Raw genomic sequence first — 19397 nt, 5'->3', positions numbered from 1 at the left:
CGCGGGGAAGGACCACGGACCGATGGACAACCGCTATGAGACGGGCCGCTCCGCCGAGGTCGGCGATCTCGAACAGGTCGCCTCGTACACCGACGTGGCACGAGTCGTTGACGAGATGCTGACCGATCTTCGCCAGCACCCGACCGAGTGGGAAAACCCGACCCTGGAGCGCTTCCTCGACGCGCTGTCGGCCTCTCTGGAAGCCTTGCCCAACCGCTACGCGAACCAGGGTGAAGGCTTTCCCGACCAGCCGACGTGGCAGCTCCTCGCCGAACTGCTTGTGATGGCGAGTGGTTACGAGTGATGCGCGGACGTCGCCGATCTGGATGTAGCTACGACACGGCCTGACGGCCCGGCGACGGCCCACAGCGGTTGTCGCCGGGCTCCGCCCCTGGTCAGCATGGGTGCCAAGGTCATAATCCGGCGTACAGGTCGACTCGTCCGTCGTACCCCAGGTCAGAGCCGTGATCATGGCCCTGACCTGGTCCTATGTTCTGGCATCGGTTGGCGTTGATGGTCAACATCGGGCGACGTCTGACGCCCTGGAGACGCCCTGACGCCCTGAGGACGCCCTGATCTTGGGCTCGGTTGACCTTCCTCTGCCCGGCGGCTGAACCGTGCTGGGCGCCTTCTCGGGGGCGGGCGGGCGCTCGGGTTCCGGGGCGGGGTCGGCGGCTGCGAGAAGGGCGGGCACCTCCTGGCGGTGGAGCTGGTGTCGCGCCCCGGTGACTCAGTGGCAAGCCAGTCCGGGGTTTGGACTGGCGCGGCAGTTCCCTGAGCCTTGTCAACTGCTTGGTGGTTGGTTCGCGGTGTCGGTGATGGGTGGCTGTGGTGGTCCGGCGGGTGCCGGGGAGGCGTGCCGGTTCGGGTCGTAGGGGGTTTGGTGTCGCCAGCAGGTGTGGATCACTCGTAGCCAGGCGCGGCCGAGGATCCGGGCGGCGTGTGGGTGGCGCTTGCCGCGGTCTCGGGCGGCTCGGTAGAGCTGGGCGGCCCAGGGGTTGTCGAAGCGGCTGTTGTTGACGAACACGACGAATGCCTGCCGGGCATTGAGGTTGACCGCGCGGCGGAAGCTGACGTTGCGGATCGTGCCGGATTCTCTGGTCACCGGCGCCATGCCGACCTCGCAGGCCAACTGTTCGGCGGTGGCGCCGCGTTCGAGCATCGGTCCGACCTCCGCGAGGACCTGGCCGAAGTTGGCGGCGCCGATGCGGGGCAGCTTGGCGAACAGGTGGGCGTAGGGATGACGGGTCAGCGCATCGGCGATCACCTCGTCCAGGTGGCGGATCTGCCCGACGATCGCGCGAAGGATCCGGACCTGGGACCGGACCAGCTCGGCCACCACGCGGGAACTGGTCCGGCTCGCGGCGGCCGGCGCTGTCGCGACCCGGTGCAGCACCTGCTCACCGGTCCGGCTGCGGTAGCGGTGTTGCCGTAGGAAGGCGTGAACCTCGCCCGGGTCTACCCCGTCGAGTTGCTGCGGGGTCGGAAAGCGGTCCAGGAACGCCATCGCGATGTCGGAGTCGAGCTGCTTGAACAGCCGGCGCGCTCCCGGGAAGTGCGCGCCGAGTAGCGCGTGAAGCTGGTTGATGACGGTGACCTTCGCCGCGACGTGGTCCGAGCGCAGGCGGGACAGTGCCTGCAACTCCATCGTCTCCGGACGAGTCGGCGGTAACACGCGCAGAGTGTGCCGGTCGGTGCGCAGGTAGTCGGCCAGTTTGAACGCGTCGCCAGCGTCGTTCTTGGCCCGGGACGCGCCCCACCGAGGCCGCATGGCGTTGAACGCGCGGGTATCTACCGGCACTACCGGATGCCCGGCGGCGAGTAGCCGGTCGACCACCAGGCCACGGCTGGCCTCGATCGCCACCGGCAGCTTGGCCGGATCGTCGTACTTGACCAACCGGCGCAACGCGGCGGTGAGACCTTCCTCGGTGTGGGTGATCTTCCACTTGTCGACGAGCCTGCCGTCGTCGTCCATCACCGCTACGTCATGAGCACTGCCGCCCCAGTCCCAGCCAACGAACACCTGGCCCTCCCTCACGTCAGACGGAACAGCCCGCACGGATCGAGGGCGAACGCCGGAAGCTCGTTACCTCTGGCCCTCAACCGGGGCGATTCCCTGACGCCGGTCCGACGCCCTCGGACCCGACCAGGCCGGCGAACTGCCGCTGGCCGTCCAACCGGCCTCCGGAATAGGCCGTACCCGGTCGGGACCGCGAGGCACAACCGATCAACGGCTGCGACCAGGAAGGCTAACGAGCCGGGAGCCGGGACCACGACGGCGGCCAGCCCCGGCGGCTTCCGTACCGCCGCAGCGGGCGCTTCCGCTGCTGGCCTACCGCAGGAAGGCGCGTTCGTCGACCTGGTGCACCGGCTCGGCCAGGAAGGCGCCGACCGGCACAGCGCCGTAGGCCAGGTTGAGCGTGTCAAGGCGATAGGACCAGTCACTGCCGCACGATCCGACGAAGCGGTAGTTGATCTGCCAGCGGACGCACTCACCTCGGCGTAGTAGGACAGCCGGTGGGCGCCGCCAGCGGCGCGGCATACCGAACGGGCTGGCAACCAACTCGACCCGCAGCCGGCCGTCTACGGCTCGAAGGAGAACATCCTCACCAGGCTCCTTCTGTAGCGACTCCTCGGGCTGGAAGTCGTCCGCCTCTCGCATGTTGACCACATGTACCAACGGAGCGGCCGGCACCGGCAGTGTGAACGCCACAGGCGCAGCGTTACGACGTGCGGCCTCGGTACCGCCGCGAGATCGCTTGCTCCATGACGTACGAACCCACTGCACCACGGCGTCCACGCTCGAATGCTCCGGCTCGTCCGCCTCCTGTCGCAACCAGATTGCGCGCCGAGCGGATTGGTCCAAGCGCGGCGCTCTTGATTCAAAAAAGACTGTTTCGGCAGTGTGCGGGGTGTAGACAGGGGCGCCTCGCCGGATGTCTGTGTCGACGTCTCGCTTACAAACTATGTGCCGTACGTCCGTTTGCATCCGGCATCGGCTGTCAGCTCGGACCGGCGGCGCTCCATGGGCTCGTTGCACAGTCGACGTCCGACGCGGTTGCTGTCAACGAAGCAGTCGATGCTGACTGACGGCTGTTCCTGACCGGCAGTGACCTCCTGGACATGTGCTCGCGAGGGCCCGCAGGCTGGCAGCGTCCTTCCAGAAATCGACGATGTTCCACGGTGTTGTGCAGGCCAGGCTTATCCACCGCCGATGAGGAACAAGGATGCTGTCGCATACCCGTCATGTCGAGGACGAAACCCGATAGATACTTTCCTCCATGCCCATCCGCGCCAAGCAGCGACCTAACGGGATTCACCTACGACCAGTCGCACCCCTTCCGCGGCGGTTGCGGAACCTGAAGTCTCGGAGTGTTCAGCCAACCACATCAAGTGGAGAACGCACGACCCTGATAGCCTCCGTTATATTGGCGATCGCCCCGGTAATCCTTGCGGGCTTTTCTCTGATGAGCGCCGCAGGCGGCAGCTACGAGGTTTTCTTGGCATTGGTTCAGACTCTGAACGTGCCCGCCATCCTTACTGCATCCTATGTTGGCAACTTTCCGACTCTGGCACTCGTCGCCTTACTTACGTACCTAATTATCCGACATCCACCAGAAAATCCTGGAACCATTCAGGAACGGATAGGCACTCTGATTTGGTGGCTGCCGACTTTCATTCTCATTCTCGTCCTTCTCCCATTAAATACACTAATCCTAATCGGCAGTCTTTTTGCGGCGGTGACAGCAATGACAGTGATGGCACTATCGCCAGAGAGGGCTAAGACAAAGCCTTGGAGCAGAAGTCAGGAGAAAAAGATCCGTAGACCTACTCGCCTAACCAAGTTCGCTACCGCACTGCGGAGCCATGAAGCTCGTATATGGATCGTCATCTTTTGTGTTCTTATGGCGTTGGCCAGTCTCGTTACCCCGTTTTGGCTTCCACCTGAAACTCTCTTGATGAAAGGCCAATCAGTCTCAGTTGGGTACGTTTTGAGGAAAGACGATAATAATCTAACGATATATTGGCAAGATGGTCGAGGAGTGAAGCACTACGATCCATCGGCATTGGAGTATCGCGAAATCTGCGAATACAAGGGATCGACCTCCGTTCCCCTGATCCGCAAATTCAAAGATCCTTACATCATCAAGCGCCCAAGGCTGCAACCATGTCCTATCAAGCAGTGGCATCTATAGAACACAATAGGGCACCAAGAATAAATCTCAGCCATCCAGTCTGCCGTCGACCCGCCCTGTTGGGGGTCGGGCGAGGGTCTGCTCGGCTTGGTCGGGTCGAGGGTAGACGGAGTGGCTTACCGCAACCATCCACGGACCGCGATCAGCCGACGGCCTCCCGGCATCCCGGAGCCCGAGCGCCCCCGCCGGAGGCGCAGTAACCCGGATCCCGCGACTGCCGCCAGTTCGCCGGCGCGGCCGGCGTGCGTTCCCCTAGGCCGCGCTGGCTCGTGGCCGGGCGGCCGTGGCCGGCTGCCGGCTGCTGGCTCACCCTCACCCGTTAACGGTCTTTCGGTCTGCTGCGGCCCGGTCGGGTCCCCGCTTTCCGCGTCAGCCGCCGGGCGGCGGCGTGGTCCGGCCCTGTCGCAAGGCAGAGGAGCCGGACCACGCACCTTGGCGGCGGCGTGCGCGGCCCGCTTGTCGGGCCGCCTTGAACGCGTGCAGAAGGTTGCCAGCGAGCTGAGTGTTTTGCGGCCAACCCCTTCAAAGAGGGCGGCATTCGCCGGAGTGGCAGCTGTGGAGCGGGCATCGGGTTCCGTCGGGCAACGGTTGGTTGCAGATCACGGGGTGATGGTTGAAGGGGTGGCCTTCGTATGTGACGGTGCTTTCGCCTCGGTCGAAGTCGTGGAGGAAGAGGAAGATATCGGCGACCAATCCCGCTCTCTCGAAGGCTGCGCCTACGTCTGCGGCTCGGAAGGGTACGTGCAGGACGAACCGAATTTCCGGTTCGGCTGGCTCCGTCAGCCATGATGGATGTTGGCTTGCCCGTGGGTTGATCGAGTTTCGGGGCGGCCACTCTCTCGGGCGTCGGCCTCCGGACACGTCCCATTCTCCTATCGGTTCCGGAGGTCGGGGCGCGGACTAAAGGGTGATGACCGCACTCCGACCGTTGACGTCGTACTCACCTGCCCTCGCGGCCATGTCGGCGAGCACGGGAACAGGGACAATTCCGTACGACGGTGTGTAGTCAACGGCTGGTGGCGGGTACGGCGCATCCGCCCTGGTGGACTGCTCGTCGACGTCTGGGGGCGTTGAGAAACGTCCTGTGACGGGCTTGAAACGTCCGGTGATGGAAACGTCCAATGGGGAGATGAACGAACGTCTGCGGACGGTGATGGTTCGTCGTGGCGTACGGGTTGAGGACCTGGCTGATGAGTGCGGGGATCCGCTGCCGAGGGACGACGGCGGTAACCGACCGGCGGGGTGGGTTCTGCTGGATGGATGACCCCTGCCGGCCGCCGGGCGACTTCGGTGAGATCCGGTAGCCGTCGGCGCATCGCGTACCGACGACCACCGGCCTGCTCAGTCCTTTCGGTTCGACTACGGGAAAGACCTCGAAGCGGCGGCGCGTCCGTGCCGGGTTCCGTGGCGGACCCTCCCGCGACGGTGGGCGACGAGGGGGAGCGGCGGAGCCACGCGCGCTCCGCCGCCCAACTCGCCTCCTGTCGTTACTGGGCCTTCTGTTTGATCGGGTCGTGGTTCCGGTACCGCAGCTTGAACGCGCGGGTGGTGGTTTGGGTCAGGGTGTTACCCGCCTTGTCCCAGACCTTGAGTTTCAGGCTGACCGCGCCGGTACCACCCTTGGGGGCGTACACGGCCTTCACCTCGAACTGGCCGTTGCCCTTGTTCTTGACCTGCGCGGGCTTCCAGGTCCGCCCGTCGTCCTGGCTGTACCACATCCGCATCCCGGCGATCTTGGGCATCGGTGCCCGGGACGGGGCGTGGTAGGCGTTCACCCTGAACCAGTGCGCCCCCGGGGCCCTGACCGTGTTGTCCAACCCCAGCCGGGACCCCAGGTCGTAGGTGGCGTACACCAACGGCTCGGCCCGGCAGATGTTGGTCTGCTGGAACAGGCTGGTCGGGCAGTACAGGCCGTTCGCCTGGTTGGGCTGGTTCGCGGTGCCCTGGGAGTGGAACGTCCATTCCGACCTGGTCCGCAAACCGGGATCGTGCAGGGTCAGCCGGTAGTCCCCGGGCCCAGACGGCATCGTGAACGCCGGGATATCACCGCCGGTTTCGAGCGGGATCTCCCGGCCCCCCTGGTAGAGATGGGTCAGGCCTGGCCCGATGTAGTTGGTCATTTCGTATTCTCCGGTGCCAAAAATCCGCTGGAACACCGGGTAGAACTTGTCGCCTTCCCTGCACATCGAGCAGATGGTGATGCTGTGGTGGTGCTGCGGGTCGTCCGGGTAGGTCAACCTCGCGAGCGCGTCGGAGTAGGTGGCCGATCCCGGTACCGCGGCGGTCCCGTTCCACGTCGTGTGGGTTCGGACCGGTTCGTTGAACAGGTTGACTTTCGTCATGTTGTACGGGACCGGTTCGCTCGCGTGAATGACCCGGTCGGACAGCGGTCCCACGTAGTGGGTGCGGGTGGCCGGCCCGTCCACTGGCGGTGAGAACACGATTGGGACCTGCACCGCGCGGTGCCCGTACGCCAGCCAGAGCGGTGTGAACGTGGTGGGTTCGGTCGCGTGGTACTCGGCGTACTCCGTGGCCACGTGCCGGTCGGTCAGGTCGTAGGTCAACGAGTCGGGAACCTGGCCGACCTCGAACGGAGCCGCCTTGTAGACGTAGGGGGAGGCCGGGGTACCGGTGACCGTGATCCGGAGTGGTTTCCGGGTGAGTCGGTCCCGCAGGGCTCGCCCCTCACCGGGTGCGACCGACGCGTAGGGGATGCCGATGTTCCGGTCCCGGTCAACGTCCGTTTCGACGACAGGCAGCGGGATGTACGGCCCGTTGAAGCAGCCCGACGTGTTGAGCTCCCCGGAGGGCCAGGCCAGCACACCGGCCGCGCCAGCGTCCCGGAGGTTGTGCATCCGGTCGATGCGGATCGCGCACCCGCTGTCCATTTCGATCAGCGCGAGAGTGCCGGTCAGGTCGCGACCGGCGATGTCCTCGGGGCGCCCGAGCCCGGCGTCGACCAGTTTCAGCGTCCGGGTTCCGGTGAACAGTTCCCCGGTGTATCCCATCATGAACTCGGTCCCGTTGTGTGGGAACGTCATCGGGTGCAGGTCGAGGTCGGAAACGCCCTCGACCCGCATGGTGACCTCGGGCGCGGCCAGTGGCATCGCCGTGTACACCTGCAGGTCCCCCACCTCCACCGGCTCGGTCGGCGTGGCCCAGAACTGGTAGAAGTTCGCCGAATTCGCGTAGCCGAAGTGTGTCGCGCCGCCGGTCACCGTCCGCTGCCACACCATCGTGATGGTTTCCCCGCTGGGCGAGACCTCGGCGGGTCGGGAGGTGCGGAAGGTGAACTTCTGGAGGGTCCTGGCGTCGAGGGTGATCTCCGTGTCGCCGGTCACCTCGACCTCGGGATCGAGGAGGTACCCGAAGTTGTTTCGATGAGACTCATCGATCCAATGGAAGGCCACGGCAACGCTGGTCGCTCCCACCGGGACGAGCGTCTGCCACACGCCGGGGGACACCCATTGGCCGAACTGTCCGAAGCTACCCAACTGATGGATGAGGTCGACCGCATCCACCAGGGTCGCGTAGGCCGGTTGGCCGTCGCGGCCGAGGACGTTGACCGTCAACGTGTGCATGGGCGGCTGACGGCGGAATCCGACCGGGGTGCTCAGGCTGGTGCCCGTGGTCTCGTCGGTGGCCACGACCGCGCCGGTGTAGGTGGCCACGTCCAGGCGGGCGGATGTGAGGGTGACCGTGGCGGTGGCGGTGCCACCGGCCGGCACGGTCAGCTGACCGTCGACGGTCAGGGTGTCGTCCGGTACAGGGTCGCCACCGACCTTCCGCAGGCTCGGCGCCAGGGTGAGAGTCACATCGGCATCGCCGGTGTTGCGGTAGGTGACCTGTCGGGTGGCCGGGGCGGCGTCGGCCGGAACGATGCCGAAGTCCGCGTTCGGGGTGGTGGCGAAGACGGTCCGGGTGACCGCACGGGCGATGTCCACCCGCCCGGCGCCCTGCTGGTAGACGGAGTACCCGCCGTCGACGCTGGTGCTCATCAACGCGGCCTTGAGTTCGGCTTGGGTCCAGTCCGGGTGTTTCTGGGCCAGGATCGCCGCCGCCCCACTCACATGCGGGGTCGCCATGGACGTACCCCTCATGCCGACGTAGTACGGGTCATCACCGACCCCCGGGCTGGTACCTTTCGCGCGAGCGGCGGTGATCGCCACACCGGGTGCGGCGATGTCCGGCTTGAGCCCACCCTCCAGGAGTGGGCCCCGAGAGGAGAAGTCGGCGAGCTGGTCGGACTTGTCGACCGCGGCCACGGTCAGTGCCGAATCCGCGATCCCCGGCGAGCCGATCGTGAACTCGGCCGGACCGTCGTTGCCGGCGGCGATCACGAACAGCGCACCGGTCGACTCCGTCAACTCTTCGACGGCCTGGGCCGTCGGATCGTCGGGGATCGGGCTGGCGCCCAGGCTCATGCTGATGATGTCCGCACCGTTGGTCGCGGCCCATTCCATGCCCGCGATCACATCCGTGTACAGGCCGGATCCGTTGTCGCGCAGTACTTTGCCGATCATCAGGTCGACGCCCGGGGCGACACCCTTGTGGCGGCCGTCGGACGCGGCACCGGACCCGGCGATGGTGGACGCCACGTGGGTGCCGTGCCCGTTACCGTCGTGCGTCGAGGTGTCGCCGAAGAGGTCGAACCCCTTGGCGGCGACGACCTTGCCGGCCAGATCCGGGTGGTTCTCGTCGTACCCGGTGTCCAGGACCGCCACGGTCACCCCGGTACCGTCCAGACCCAGTCCCCAGGCTGCCGGGGCGCCGATCATCGGTACGCTTTCGGCCAGGCTGACCTCGACCCGGTGGTCCAACCACAACTTGCTGAGCCCGGTCGACAAAGCCCTGGCACGAACACCGGGACCAACCGTGGTCGGCCGGATCGCCGACCAGAAGTCGGCTGCGTCGTCCTTGGCGACCGCGAGCCCGGACGAGTTGATGCTGGACAACTCGACCGTGGGTTTGCTGGCTGGCAGCGCGTCGGCCGAGGCGGCCAGCGACCGGGTGGACCGGTGTTCGGGATACGACGCGATCACCGGCAGGCTGTCGATCTCTGCGTCGGTGTACCCGTTCTCCGCCAGGTAGGTCAGATTGAACAGGTCCCGATCCAACATGCCGGATTCGACCGCTGGCCGGGCGTCGTCCGGGTACAGGTAGAACGCGTTGTCGTCGCCCGTGCCCTCGAACCTCGGAATGTGACCGTCCGGGCGCGGCGCCGCGTCGACATCGACCGCGAACGCGTCCGAACCGGTGCCGGCATCCCTGAGCGTGACCTGGTCACCGGTGATCAACGTGATCGTCTTCGGACCCGGGGCGACGCCGTCCAGGGTGAGGGCACCCGGGTCCTGGCCGGTCTGGTCGGACGCCGAGGAGCTGCTCGGTGGGTCGGCGTACGCGGCAGGCCCGGCCGTGAGCAGCCCAGCGGCCAGCGCGACGACCGCCAACACCGCGAACGGCGTTCGTCGTAACGTACTTATCGAGTGGTACATGGAACCTCCATATCCAGTGGGTGCTCGGTGCGCGTCACACGGGGACGTACGGGCCGCAGCCCTCGGCGCCGTCGGTCGGATCGGGCCTGTCGGAAACCGTGACCGGGGAATCGTTCCGGGGAGTCGGAGTCGGAGGCGGAGGCGGCTCGGGCGGGGCCGGTTCGGGCGCGGGGGTACGGCGCGAACCGGTTTGGTCGGTCATAGGCTGATCTCCACGAGACGTCGGGGACGAAGCGAGTCTCTGTCGGGATCAACACACTTGTAATTGGGCAGATGACCTAATCAATGGGGGCGGCCGGATCCTCGACGGCGGGCACCCGGTCGAGGTCGAGGACGCTGACCGCGAGCGCGGTCCGCGAGGTCACGCCGAGCTTGCGCATGGCCGAGTTGAGTTGGGCCGCGACGGTCTTCGGTGATCGGGACAGGGCCTGGCCGATCTCCCGGTTGGTCTTCCCGGTGACCAGCAACCGGAGTACCTCCATCTCCCGAGGGGAGATCTGCCCGCCGTAGCCGCGCCGTCCTCGCCGGTTGGGCCTGATCCGTATCCCGTGCTCGCCGAGCTGGCGTGCCACCCGGTCCGCGTCCGGTCGGGCGCCCAGGTGGACCAGCCCTTCGTGCGCGTCCATGAGCGCCGCGAGGGCGTCCGGTTCCCGGCCGGCCGCGAGCAGGCATCCGGCCCGGCGCTCCTCGGCCAGCAGCGCGCCGTACGGGCGGGACATCTCCTGCCAGGCAGCGGCGACCCGCGAATACCGGCGGGCCGCGTCGATCACATCCCCGCGATGCGCGGCCAGCGCCGCCCGGCACCAGGCCAGCGCCGCCCGCGGCGCGGGCATCTCCCGGCCGCGCAGCCCTCGGCCGAACCAGTCCACCACGTTGGCGGCCTCCGCGTGCTGGCCGGTCGCCAACAGGGCGTCCACCCGGACCGGGACCAGTTCGGTCGCCCACATCCACACGCGCTTGCTCCGCAGCACGGCGACAGGTGCCTCGGTGACCCGCGCCGCGTGCTCCGGGCTCCCCCGCTCCAGCCAGCACTGGCCCAGGTGCGCGGCCGCCCCGATCACCAGACTCAGTTCGGCGTGCCGGTCGGCCAGCACGGATTCGAACGCCTGGGCGGCACGCTCGATGGCACCGGTGACCCGTAGCATCAGTCCGGCGACGAGCCTCGCCTCCAACCGGCTCGGCCAGAGGGCGTCGTCATCGCCGTCGATCGCCCGGGCGCGCTCGGCCAAACCCTTCCACTGCCCGACGTACCAGTCGACGTGGCACCCGGTCGACCGGATCATGTCGTGGATCCCGGCGTCCTGGACGCGGTCGGCCAATGCCGCGGCATCGGCCAGGTGGGCGGTGGCCCGGTCGTACCAGCCCCATCGCATCGCGGCGTCCGCCATGTTCACCCGTGCCGACGCCAGGGCGTGGCGCTCCGCCGCGGTGGTCGCGTCGTCGGGCAGGTCCCGGGCCGCCACCCAGCCCTCGTCCAGGCCCAGCGCGAGCAGTGCACTGGCCTCGTTCACCTGGTACGCCAACCGGCTGGCCCGATCCGCCGGTCTGGGCAGCGCGGCAGCGCGGCGCAACCATCGCAGGTGCTCGGCGACTGAGCAGCTCAGACCGGCGGGGATGGCCAGGGCCAGCATCGCCCGGCTGGCGATCGCCGGATCATCGCGCACGTCCGGGACCACGCGCAGCAGCTCGACCCGACCCTCCTCGTCGCGTTTGGCGAGTATCAGCAATCGGGCCAGCGGGAACCGGACCTGAGCCCGTTGGTCGGGGGGCAGGTCGAGCCGGTCCAGCATCGACCGCAGCGCGTCGGTCAGCTCCGTGTACCGGCCCGGAGGGCGCACGCTGCTGACCTCGATGGTGCTGACCAGCCGCAACACCGACCGGTCCGCCCGGTCGGCGTTGGCCAGCAGGTCCCGCAGCAGCGAAACGGCCGAGGTGTGGTCGCCGGCATCCAGCGCCCTCGCCGCGGCCAGCTCGGCGTACCGGTACCACCGGGAAAGTTGACCGGCGCGCCGGAAGTGGTATGCCAGCCGCTCCACCGGCTGACCGGTGACCGACTCGAGTATCTGACCGGCGCGCAGGTGCAGCTCCCGACGCCGGCCCACCGGGATCGTGTCGTAGATCGCCGTCGCCGCCAGCGCGTGTCGTGGGGCGATCGTGCCGCGGTCGACGACGAGCAACCCGGACTCCAGGGCCGCGCCCAAGGCTCCCTCCGCGTCGGGCGGGTCGGCCACGGCCAGCAGGGTGGCCTCGTCGACCGGGTCGCCCAGCACCGCGGCGGCCCGGAGGAGTCCACCGACCTCCGGCGGCAGCCGGCCGACCCGTTCCAGTACGGCGTCACGGACCGTGGGCGGCACCTCGATCGAGGTCAATTCGCGGCGCATCCAGTGGCCGCCCTCATGAACGAGGTCGGCCCGGTCGTACAGCAGGCGGACGAGTTGTTCGATGACGAACGGGATCCCCCCGGTCCGCCGGCACACCAGCTCGGTGAACTCTCCGGACACGGCTTCACCGCCGAGCATCGCCGACACCAACTCACCCGTACGAGCCGCGTCCAGCCCGGCCAGGCTCAGCCGGATGAACGTGGCGCCGGCCGGTGCCCGGGACGTCAGCCGGGGCAGCAGCGAGCCGGCGGATACGTCCTCGGGCCGGTACGTGACCACCAGGCTCATCGGCCGGGCCGGCCGCGCCGCCACGAACATCAGGAACTCGATCGTGGCCTCGTCCGCCCAGTGCGTGTCCTCGGCCACCAGGACCGTCACACCCAACTTGTCGAGCACCTCGACCAGCGCCCGGAACAACCGGTGCCGGGACGCCCGTGCGTCCTCAAGCGGTTCGGGCGCGGGCGGCAGCTCGCCGGCCCACTCCGGGAACAGCGGCCGCAGTGTCCCGGCCAGGCCGGACAGGCGCAGCCCGGCGACGTGGTCGACGGCCTGACGGATCGCGTCGACGACCGGCCCCAGGGTGAACGGCTCCCGGAAAGGTGGACAGACCATGGTCAGACACCGGTGCCGCCGACCTTCGGGCGAGGCGAGCAGTTCGCGAACCAGCCAGCTCTTGCCGATACCGGCCTCACCCTCGACCAGCAGGACCGCCGGTGGGCGGGCGAGCGCCCGCGCCAAGGCGGTGAGCTCCGCGTCCCGGCCGACAAACACGCGATCGAAGGGCACGACCCGCTGACGATCCCCCGAGACCGCGTTTCCAGCAACCGATGAACCCATCCACCAGCACCGCCCGAGTGATGCCCCGACCCGTTGTGGGAACCGACAATAACCGGTGATCACCCCAGCTCATAGCGTTGATCAGATTCTCGCAGCGAAGCTCTCTCGTGATGGCCAGCGGCTATGGGTGAGGCCGGACGTCATGAGCGGGTGGGCGGACCGGCGGCTGGACGCGGCGGGCCAGCCTGCGCCCCCATGTCTGGCTCGGCGCTTCGATGTGACGGTAGGTCAGTACGCACAGCGGAATCAGGACCGCGTAGAACGCCGCTTCGAGTACGAGATTGTTCTGCTGCCACCGGCCGATGGTGCCGTCGGTCACCGCCAGCAGCACCGGATGCACCAGGTAGACCGAATAACTGATCGTGCCCAGTCCGGTCAACCAGCCCGGTACCCGTCGATGGCGTAACGCCAGCCCGACGCCGAAGGTGAGCACGGCCAGCAGGAAGGCCACGATCCAGCCGCGCCGGGTGAAATGTCCCGCATCGCCGAACGCGTACGCACTTCCTACCGCGCAGCTGAGCACCACGGCGGCGGTGCAGCCCGCGACCCGCCAGGAACTCTGACCGTGCTCGGCCCGGTAGATGGCGGTGCCGAGGAACATGACGGCGAGGATCACCATCCCCTCCCAGATCGGCACCGTGCCGTTGAGGGGGACCAGAAGGAGCGCCAGCGCCCCGCCCAACAAGCCACCGAACAGGCGAAACGCGAGTGGCGTGGCGCTCGCACCGCAGATGGCGATCACCATGGCGATCGAGGCAAGCGCGATCAGCGGGCCGGTGCCGACCCTGTCGGAGAGGGCCGAGGCCGGCAATGTGAGACCCGCCGCCACGCTCGCGGCGGCGAGCACGGCCAGGATGACCGCGACCGCCGTCGAGCGTTGGTGCAGACGGACGGTGAAGAGAGCCACGACCAGCAGGTAGAAGGCCATCTCGTACGACAGCGTCCATAGGACGAGCAGGAGATTGGGCGTACCCAGCAGCTCCTGGAGCATGGTGAGGTGGGCGAGGGTCACCGTGGCCACATTCCGCTGACCGAAGTCGCGGAGGTTCGCGACGCCCAGCAGACCGGCGGCAAGGACCGCGACGACGACCGCCACCCACAACGGGTAGATGCGGAACACCCGTCCGATCCAGAATGTCCTGATGCAGCCCCTGCGCTCCAGCGACGCCGGGATGATGTAGCCGCTGACCAGGAAGAACACCATGATGCCGTACCTGCTGGTGTTGAACTGTGCCATCAGCTCCGGTCGCAGCTCCGCCATGAAGGCGTACGACGAGTGGTCGAAGACGACGACGAGTGCCGCGATGCCGCGCAGCGCGTCCAACCAGCCCAGGCGTGATGCGCGGCCGGAGGCACCGGATGCGGCTGGCCGTGCCGGCGCGGCGGATGCTCCCGGCGGCGGGTGGACGGGGTGGGCGGTGTCCATACTCATCCTTTGCATGAATCGTCGCCGATGTCCGACGACGACCATCATGCACCGGTCGATCTCGATCCGATGCTTGGCTGGGGCGCGTACCGGGGGTGCGGTTGCGATGCCGATGGCGTACCGGATTGAGCCTCGGGAGCGTGCCCTCCGGGGCGCGGAGCGGGAAACTGATTGAATGGCGGCCCGACGAGGTCATCCGCGAGGAGGGGCATGACCCTGACCAGCCGTCTCGCCCGGCGTACGGACCTACCGGAGCTGCTGCCGCTGATCGACGCCGCGATCACCGAGCTGCAGAAGGGTTTCCTCGACGAGGCGCAGATCGCCTCCAGCCGCTCGATCATGGGCATCGACACCCAGCTCATCGACGACGGCACCTACTTCGTGGTCGAGTCCGGCGGCAGGCTCGCCGGCTGTGGCGGGTGGAGCCGTCGGGCCACCCTCTACGGCGGTGACCACTCGTCCGGACGCGACCCGGCGATGCTCGACCCGGCCCGGGATCCCGCGAAGGTCCGCGCCATGTACACCCATCCGGACTGCACGCGCCGGGGCGTCGGCCGGCTGATCCTCGCCCGTTGCGAGGAAGCCGCCGCCGCCGAGGGTTTTCGCACCCTCGAACTGATGTCGACGCTCGCCGGCCGGCCACTCTACGAGGCGGCCGGGTTCGTACCGGTCGAGCAGGTGGTGGACCCGGCCGGCGGCGTACCCGTGCGGCTGGTCCGGATGCGCAAGCCGATCGAGGCGGTGGCGCGCTGACAACCCGGCGGGGCGGGCGGCCGCCACGGAACGCGTCGGCGGCCACCGGGTCGAGCTGACCGCCTCCGGGCGGTCAGCCGCCGTCGATCGCGCGTTCGAGCAGGGTACGGTGCCGGACCTCCATCCGGCGGTCCGCGTCCGCCAGGGGAGCGCCCGCAGCGGGCGGCCGGGGCGGTCGACTCCGGCGTCGCCGCCCGCCCGTTCGCCGACGGAGCCGACCGTGCCGGACGCGGTGAAGCTGCTCTGACGCTGTGAAGCCGATCTGAAGTAGCCGAGAGCGATGGTGGTGGCGGTCGAACCGACCATCAAACGCGCGAGAAGGGGGACCGATCATGCGTAATGTTCGGTGGCGTCATCGACCGCTCCGGTTGGCCAGGGCGGTTGCCGTCGTACTGACGTTGGCGGGCGTGGGGGTGGTGGCCTCCGCGCAGTCGAGCAGCGCGGCGAGCGAACGGGAGTGCCAGATCGTGCTCGGTGCCGCACCGGCACCGGGTGCCGCCTCGCCGGTGTTGTCCCGGGAGTGTGCCGGGTCGGGCGAACGGCTGGTCGCGCCCGCCGCCGACACGCTGCTCATGACGTGGTACGAGGGCTACAACTACGGCGGAGACTCGACCAAGGTGTACGGATCAGGTGGCCCGTGCGACACGGGTGGCTACGGCATCGCCAACGTGGGTGCGGCATGGAATGACCGGATCCGGTCCTACAAGGTGTTCAACGAGTTTTAGCGGGGAATCCCGGCCGTTCAGGGTCGGGAGGAATCGCGTCACGGACCGGGATGTTTCTGGTTCTCTATGTACTCGCGGATCACGCTCAGCGGCGCGCCGCCGCACGAGCCGGCGAAGTAGGAGGGTGACCAGAGGTGGCCGTGCATGATGTGTCGGTTGATCCGGCCGGTGAACTCCTGCCGCAAGTAGTGGGCGGAGACGCCCTTGAGCCGGTTGACCAGGGTGGAGATTGGCAGCTTCGGCGGGTAGTGGACGAGCAGGTGCACGTGGTCGTCCTCGCCGTTGAACTCGTGCAGATCGGCGCCGAGCTTGGCGCAGACGTCGGCCATCACCTGTCGGCAGCGGGTCAGCATTTCGTCGGTCAGCACGTCACGGCGATACTTGGTGACGAAGACAAGATGGACGTGCAGGTTGTAGACCACGCTGCGACCGCGACGAACATTGGGGTCGGGCGACCATCGAGGCGACATAGACAAGATGCTACATTGGGTGATGTGAAGGTCACGGTACAGGTCCGATTGTTTCCCGACGCCACCCAGGAGGCGGCGCTGCGGGCGACCCTGGACCTGTGCAACGAGGCCGCGAACTGGACCTCGTCCGAGGCGTACCGAACCCGGACGTTTGCGAAGCAGGCGGTGCAACGACTCACCTACGGCCGCCTGAAGACAATGGGCCTGTCCGCACAGCCGGCGATCCACGTGGCCCGTAAGGTCGCCGGCGCGTACGCCACCCTGAAGGCGAACATCAGGGCCGGAAACCTCGGCAAGCCCGGATCGAACCGGCGGACGAAGGCCGAGAGCAAGCCGATTGCGTTCCGGCGGGACGCGGCCCAACCGTTCGACGACCGCTGCCTGTCGTGGCAGATCGCCGACCGCACCGTGTCGATCTGGACGGTCGGAGGCCGGCTGAACAAGGTCCGGTTCGCCTGCTCCGACAGTCAGCACGCGACCCTGGCCACGTACCGCGCAGGCGAGTCCGACCTGGTCCACCGAGACGGCAAGTGGTACCTGTACGCCACCTGCGACCTGCCGGACGTCGAGACGAAGGAGCCCGGTGGTTTCCTTGGCGTCGACCTCGGCATCGCGAACATCGCGACGACCTCCGACGGCGCCCGCTACTGCGGCAAGGGCCTGTACCGGGTCCGGCACCGCAACCAACGGCTGCGGACCAAACTCCAGAAGATCGCTACGAAGTCCGCAAAGCGGTTGCTGCGCAAGCGTTCCCGCAAGGAATCGCGGTTCGCCGCCGACACCAACCACGTCATCTCGAAACGCATCGTGACCGAGGCCGAACGCACCGGCCGTGGAATCGCCCTGGAAGACCTCGGCGGCATCCGCGACCGGGTACGGCTCCGACGGCCCCAGCGGGTCACTTTGCACTCGTGGTCGTTCCACCAGCTCGGCCGGTTCGTCGCCTACAAGGCGGCCCGCGCCGGGGTCGCGGTCGCCCACATCGACCCGGCGTACACCTCGCAGGCGTGTTCCACCTGCGGGCACATCGCCCGAGCGAACCGCCCCAACCAGTCCACCTTCAGATGCACGTCGTGCGGCTTCGCTGAGCATGCCGACGTGAACGCGGCCCGAAACATCGCAGCACGCGGTGTCGAGGGCTGGGCAGCTGTCAGCCTGCCGAACGCGGCGTGACCGATGCATCCAACACCGAGTCGCGATCCGCAAGCTCGGCCCTTCAAGGCCGAGAAGCTGACCAACTGCAACTACTCGGCGACCTTCGAACACGTGAACTGGGGCGGACTCTGTTTCGAGGGGTACGGCACCGTGCTGTCGAGAGCGCCGATCACCAGCTCGGTCTGGGTCTCCAGCGGCAAGTTCGCCTGGGATCTGTGTGACTGAGAACCGGTAGTCGCGGTCGACCGTGGGAGAACGCCGGGGTGACCGGCTTCTCCCACGTCGTCGTCGACACCGACGACGACATGGGGCGGCCGAGCGGCCCTGCACGGCCGGGTGCGGCCTTGTCCCACTGCCCGGTGCCCCACTGCCCGGACCTTGGTTGACTGGCGGGCGACACAGGCACTATCGAGTCCAGCCGTTCGATCATGGGCATCGACACCCAGTTGATCGACGACGGGACCTACTTCGTGGTCGAGTCGTCCGGCACGCTCGCCGGCTGCGGCGGATGGAGTCGCCGGGCCACCCTCTACGGCGGTGACCACTCCCGGGGCCGCCACCCCGGACTGCTCGACCCGACCCGGGATCCGGCCAGGGTCCGCGGCATGTACACCCATCCGGGGTTCGTCCGGCGGGGCGTCGGTCGGCTGATCCTCGCCCGCTGCGAGGAGGCCGCCGCGGCCGAGGGCTTCCGGACGCTCGAACTGATGTCGATGCTCGCCGGTCGGCCACTCTACGAGGCCGCCGGGTTCGTGCCGGTCGAGCAGGTTGAGGACCCGACCGGCGGCGTACCCGTGCGACTGGTCCGGATGCGCAAGCCGATCGCGGCGCCGACACACTGACCAGATCCGCGGCCGACGGCCGCCGGCGCGCTGAACGTGCCGACGGCCGCCGGGCACTCAGCCGCCGGAAACGGCGCGGTCGAGCAGGGTACGGTGCCGGATCATCCATCCGGCGGCCCGCGCCCGCCAGGCCAGCGCCCAGAGCGGCGTCGGGTCGGTCGACTCCGGCGTGATCCGGGCCCGGGCCGCCTCGGCGGCACAGTCCCGGATCGCGAACTCGATCATCCGGCCGACCAGGCCGGCCCGGTCCGCCGCCGGCAGCTCGTAGCCGTCCAGGAACAGCCGTAGCTGCCGGGCCCGGCCTGCCGAATCCGGCAGGTGGTGGCGTTCGGCGATGTCGTCGTCGTGCAACTGGGCGTTCCACCATGCGGTGCCGACCACCTCGTCGAGCCGGTCGACCGGTCCGGCGAGGGTCCAGTCGATGAACGCCACCGGCCGGCCGGCCCGGGCCACGACGTGCCACGGCCCGGCGTCGCAGTGCCCGATCACCGTGTCGGGCCCCTCCCGGTGCATCCACCACGGCTGCCACCGGGCGCCCGGCGGTGGCCGGAAGCTCGCGGTGGCGTCGTGCAGGTCGCGCAGCAGCCTGCCGACCTGCCAGATCCCTTCGTCCGTCCAGGCGTGTGGGTGCATGATGTCGCCCTCGACGTACGTCAGCATCTCGTTGCCGTTGCCGTCGATGCCGGTACCGACCACCCAGGGTGAGCCGGGAAACCCGACCTCTTCCAGGTGGTGCAGCAGGGCGTGCACGGTACCGGTCCAGGGTTTCGCGGCACGCCGCACGATCTGGCCGGTACGGATGACCTGACTTGGTCCGCCCTCGGCCGCCGTCAACGGCTCGAAGGATGTCGCGGAATCCACTAGTACTCCTCGGTTCAGCGCAATGAGCGGTGAGAGACAGCGTCGGATCGCCGACGCCAAGGGCTGGCCGCGGAGGGCTTCCGCGGCCAGCGGGGACCGCTACGACGCGAGGAGTCGGCGGCTCGGCCGGCGGGGAAGGGCCGGCAGGAGCCGCTGGGGCGGGTGTCCGGAGGTCAGCTCGCGGTGCGACCGCGCGTCGTGGCGGTGGTGGCTATCGCGCCAGTGACCGGGTGAGCCATCTCGTCGACCTCCTCGA

General features: G+C 68.2%; 15 protein-coding genes. 8 read left to right on the top strand and 7 right to left on the bottom strand.

Annotated elements, in window-relative coordinates:
* Positions 1-22 precede the first annotated feature (22 nt).
* Complete coding sequence (locus EV371_RS04020) at positions 23-304, top strand: DUF7660 family protein (RefSeq protein WP_130465645.1); 282 nt, start codon at positions 23-25, stop codon at positions 302-304.
* Between the two features lie 480 nt (positions 305-784).
* On the opposite strand, the gene EV371_RS04015 is transcribed toward EV371_RS04020, so the two are convergent.
* On the bottom strand, positions 785-2023 hold the full coding sequence (locus tag EV371_RS04015) for an IS110 family RNA-guided transposase (protein ID WP_486484472.1): 1239 nt from the start codon (positions 2021-2023) through the stop codon (positions 785-787).
* Between the two features lie 309 nt (positions 2024-2332).
* The gene (locus tag EV371_RS04010) at positions 2333-2713 is read right to left on the bottom strand and encodes a hypothetical protein (RefSeq protein ID WP_486484471.1); all 381 of its coding nucleotides are present in this window, start codon (positions 2711-2713) and stop codon (positions 2333-2335) included.
* A 715-nt stretch (positions 2714-3428) separates the two neighbouring features.
* Here EV371_RS04010 and EV371_RS04005 point away from each other — a divergent pair.
* Positions 3429-4196, top strand: a complete 768-nt coding sequence (locus EV371_RS04005; protein ID WP_130460851.1) for a hypothetical protein — start codon at positions 3429-3431, stop codon at positions 4194-4196.
* Between the two features lie 477 nt (positions 4197-4673).
* Positions 4674-4985 carry a hypothetical protein gene (locus tag EV371_RS04000; protein ID WP_130460850.1) on the top strand — a complete coding sequence of 104 codons (312 nt, stop codon included), beginning with the start codon at positions 4674-4676 and terminating at the stop codon, positions 4983-4985.
* A gap of 698 nt (positions 4986-5683) precedes the next feature.
* Here EV371_RS04000 and EV371_RS03990 read toward each other — a convergent pair.
* From EV371_RS03990 to EV371_RS03980, 3 genes are all read right to left on the bottom strand, one after another.
* The gene (locus tag EV371_RS03990) at positions 5684-9691 is read right to left on the bottom strand and encodes a S8 family serine peptidase (protein WP_130460849.1); all 4008 of its coding nucleotides are present in this window, start codon (positions 9689-9691) and stop codon (positions 5684-5686) included.
* A 278-nt stretch (positions 9692-9969) separates the two neighbouring features.
* A complete protein-coding gene (locus EV371_RS03985) occupies positions 9970-12858 on the bottom strand; it encodes a LuxR family transcriptional regulator (RefSeq protein ID WP_165436596.1) in 2889 nt (962 codons plus the stop codon).
* A 172-nt stretch (positions 12859-13030) separates the two neighbouring features.
* Complete coding sequence (locus tag EV371_RS03980) at positions 13031-14335, bottom strand: acyltransferase family protein (protein ID WP_130460847.1); 1305 nt, start codon at positions 14333-14335, stop codon at positions 13031-13033.
* Positions 14336-14545: 210 nt separating this feature from the next.
* On the opposite strand from EV371_RS03980, the gene EV371_RS03975 reads away from it, so the two are divergent.
* Complete coding sequence (locus tag EV371_RS03975; protein ID WP_130460846.1) at positions 14546-15088, top strand: GNAT family N-acetyltransferase; 543 nt, start codon at positions 14546-14548, stop codon at positions 15086-15088.
* A 332-nt stretch (positions 15089-15420) separates the two neighbouring features.
* Complete coding sequence (locus EV371_RS03970) at positions 15421-15813, top strand: hypothetical protein (protein ID WP_130460845.1); 393 nt, start codon at positions 15421-15423, stop codon at positions 15811-15813.
* Between the two features lie 38 nt (positions 15814-15851).
* Here the strand turns inward: EV371_RS03970 and tnpA are convergent, their stop codons facing one another.
* Positions 15852-16283, bottom strand: a complete 432-nt coding sequence (tnpA, locus tag EV371_RS03965) for an IS200/IS605 family transposase (RefSeq protein WP_130460844.1) — start codon at positions 16281-16283, stop codon at positions 15852-15854.
* On the opposite strand from tnpA, the gene EV371_RS03960 reads away from it, so the two are divergent.
* The 3 genes from EV371_RS03960 (at position 16212) to EV371_RS03950 (ending at position 18280) form a co-directional block, all read left to right on the top strand.
* Positions 16212-17456: an RNA-guided endonuclease InsQ/TnpB family protein gene (locus EV371_RS03960; protein WP_349338623.1), complete on the top strand. Its 1245-nt coding sequence runs from the start codon at positions 16212-16214 to the stop codon at positions 17454-17456. The genes tnpA and EV371_RS03960 overlap by 72 nt on opposite strands.
* Positions 17457-17459: 3 nt before the next feature.
* The gene (locus EV371_RS03955; protein ID WP_130460842.1) at positions 17460-17663 is read left to right on the top strand and encodes a hypothetical protein; all 204 of its coding nucleotides are present in this window, start codon (positions 17460-17462) and stop codon (positions 17661-17663) included.
* 203 nt (positions 17664-17866) lie between these two features.
* Positions 17867-18280, top strand: a complete 414-nt coding sequence (locus EV371_RS03950) for a GNAT family N-acetyltransferase (RefSeq protein WP_130460841.1) — start codon at positions 17867-17869, stop codon at positions 18278-18280.
* 57 nt (positions 18281-18337) lie between these two features.
* Here EV371_RS03950 and EV371_RS03945 read toward each other — a convergent pair whose 3' ends face one another.
* Positions 18338-19141, bottom strand: coding sequence for an aminoglycoside phosphotransferase/kinase family protein (locus tag EV371_RS03945; protein WP_207230401.1), 804 nt, complete (start codon positions 19139-19141; stop codon positions 18338-18340).
* Between the last annotated feature and the right edge of the window lie 256 nt (positions 19142-19397).

Source organism: Plantactinospora sp. CNZ321 (genome assembly GCF_004217235.1).
Note: the sequence above shows the minus strand (reverse complement) of the source record. Positions and strands in the feature narration are given on the sequence as shown.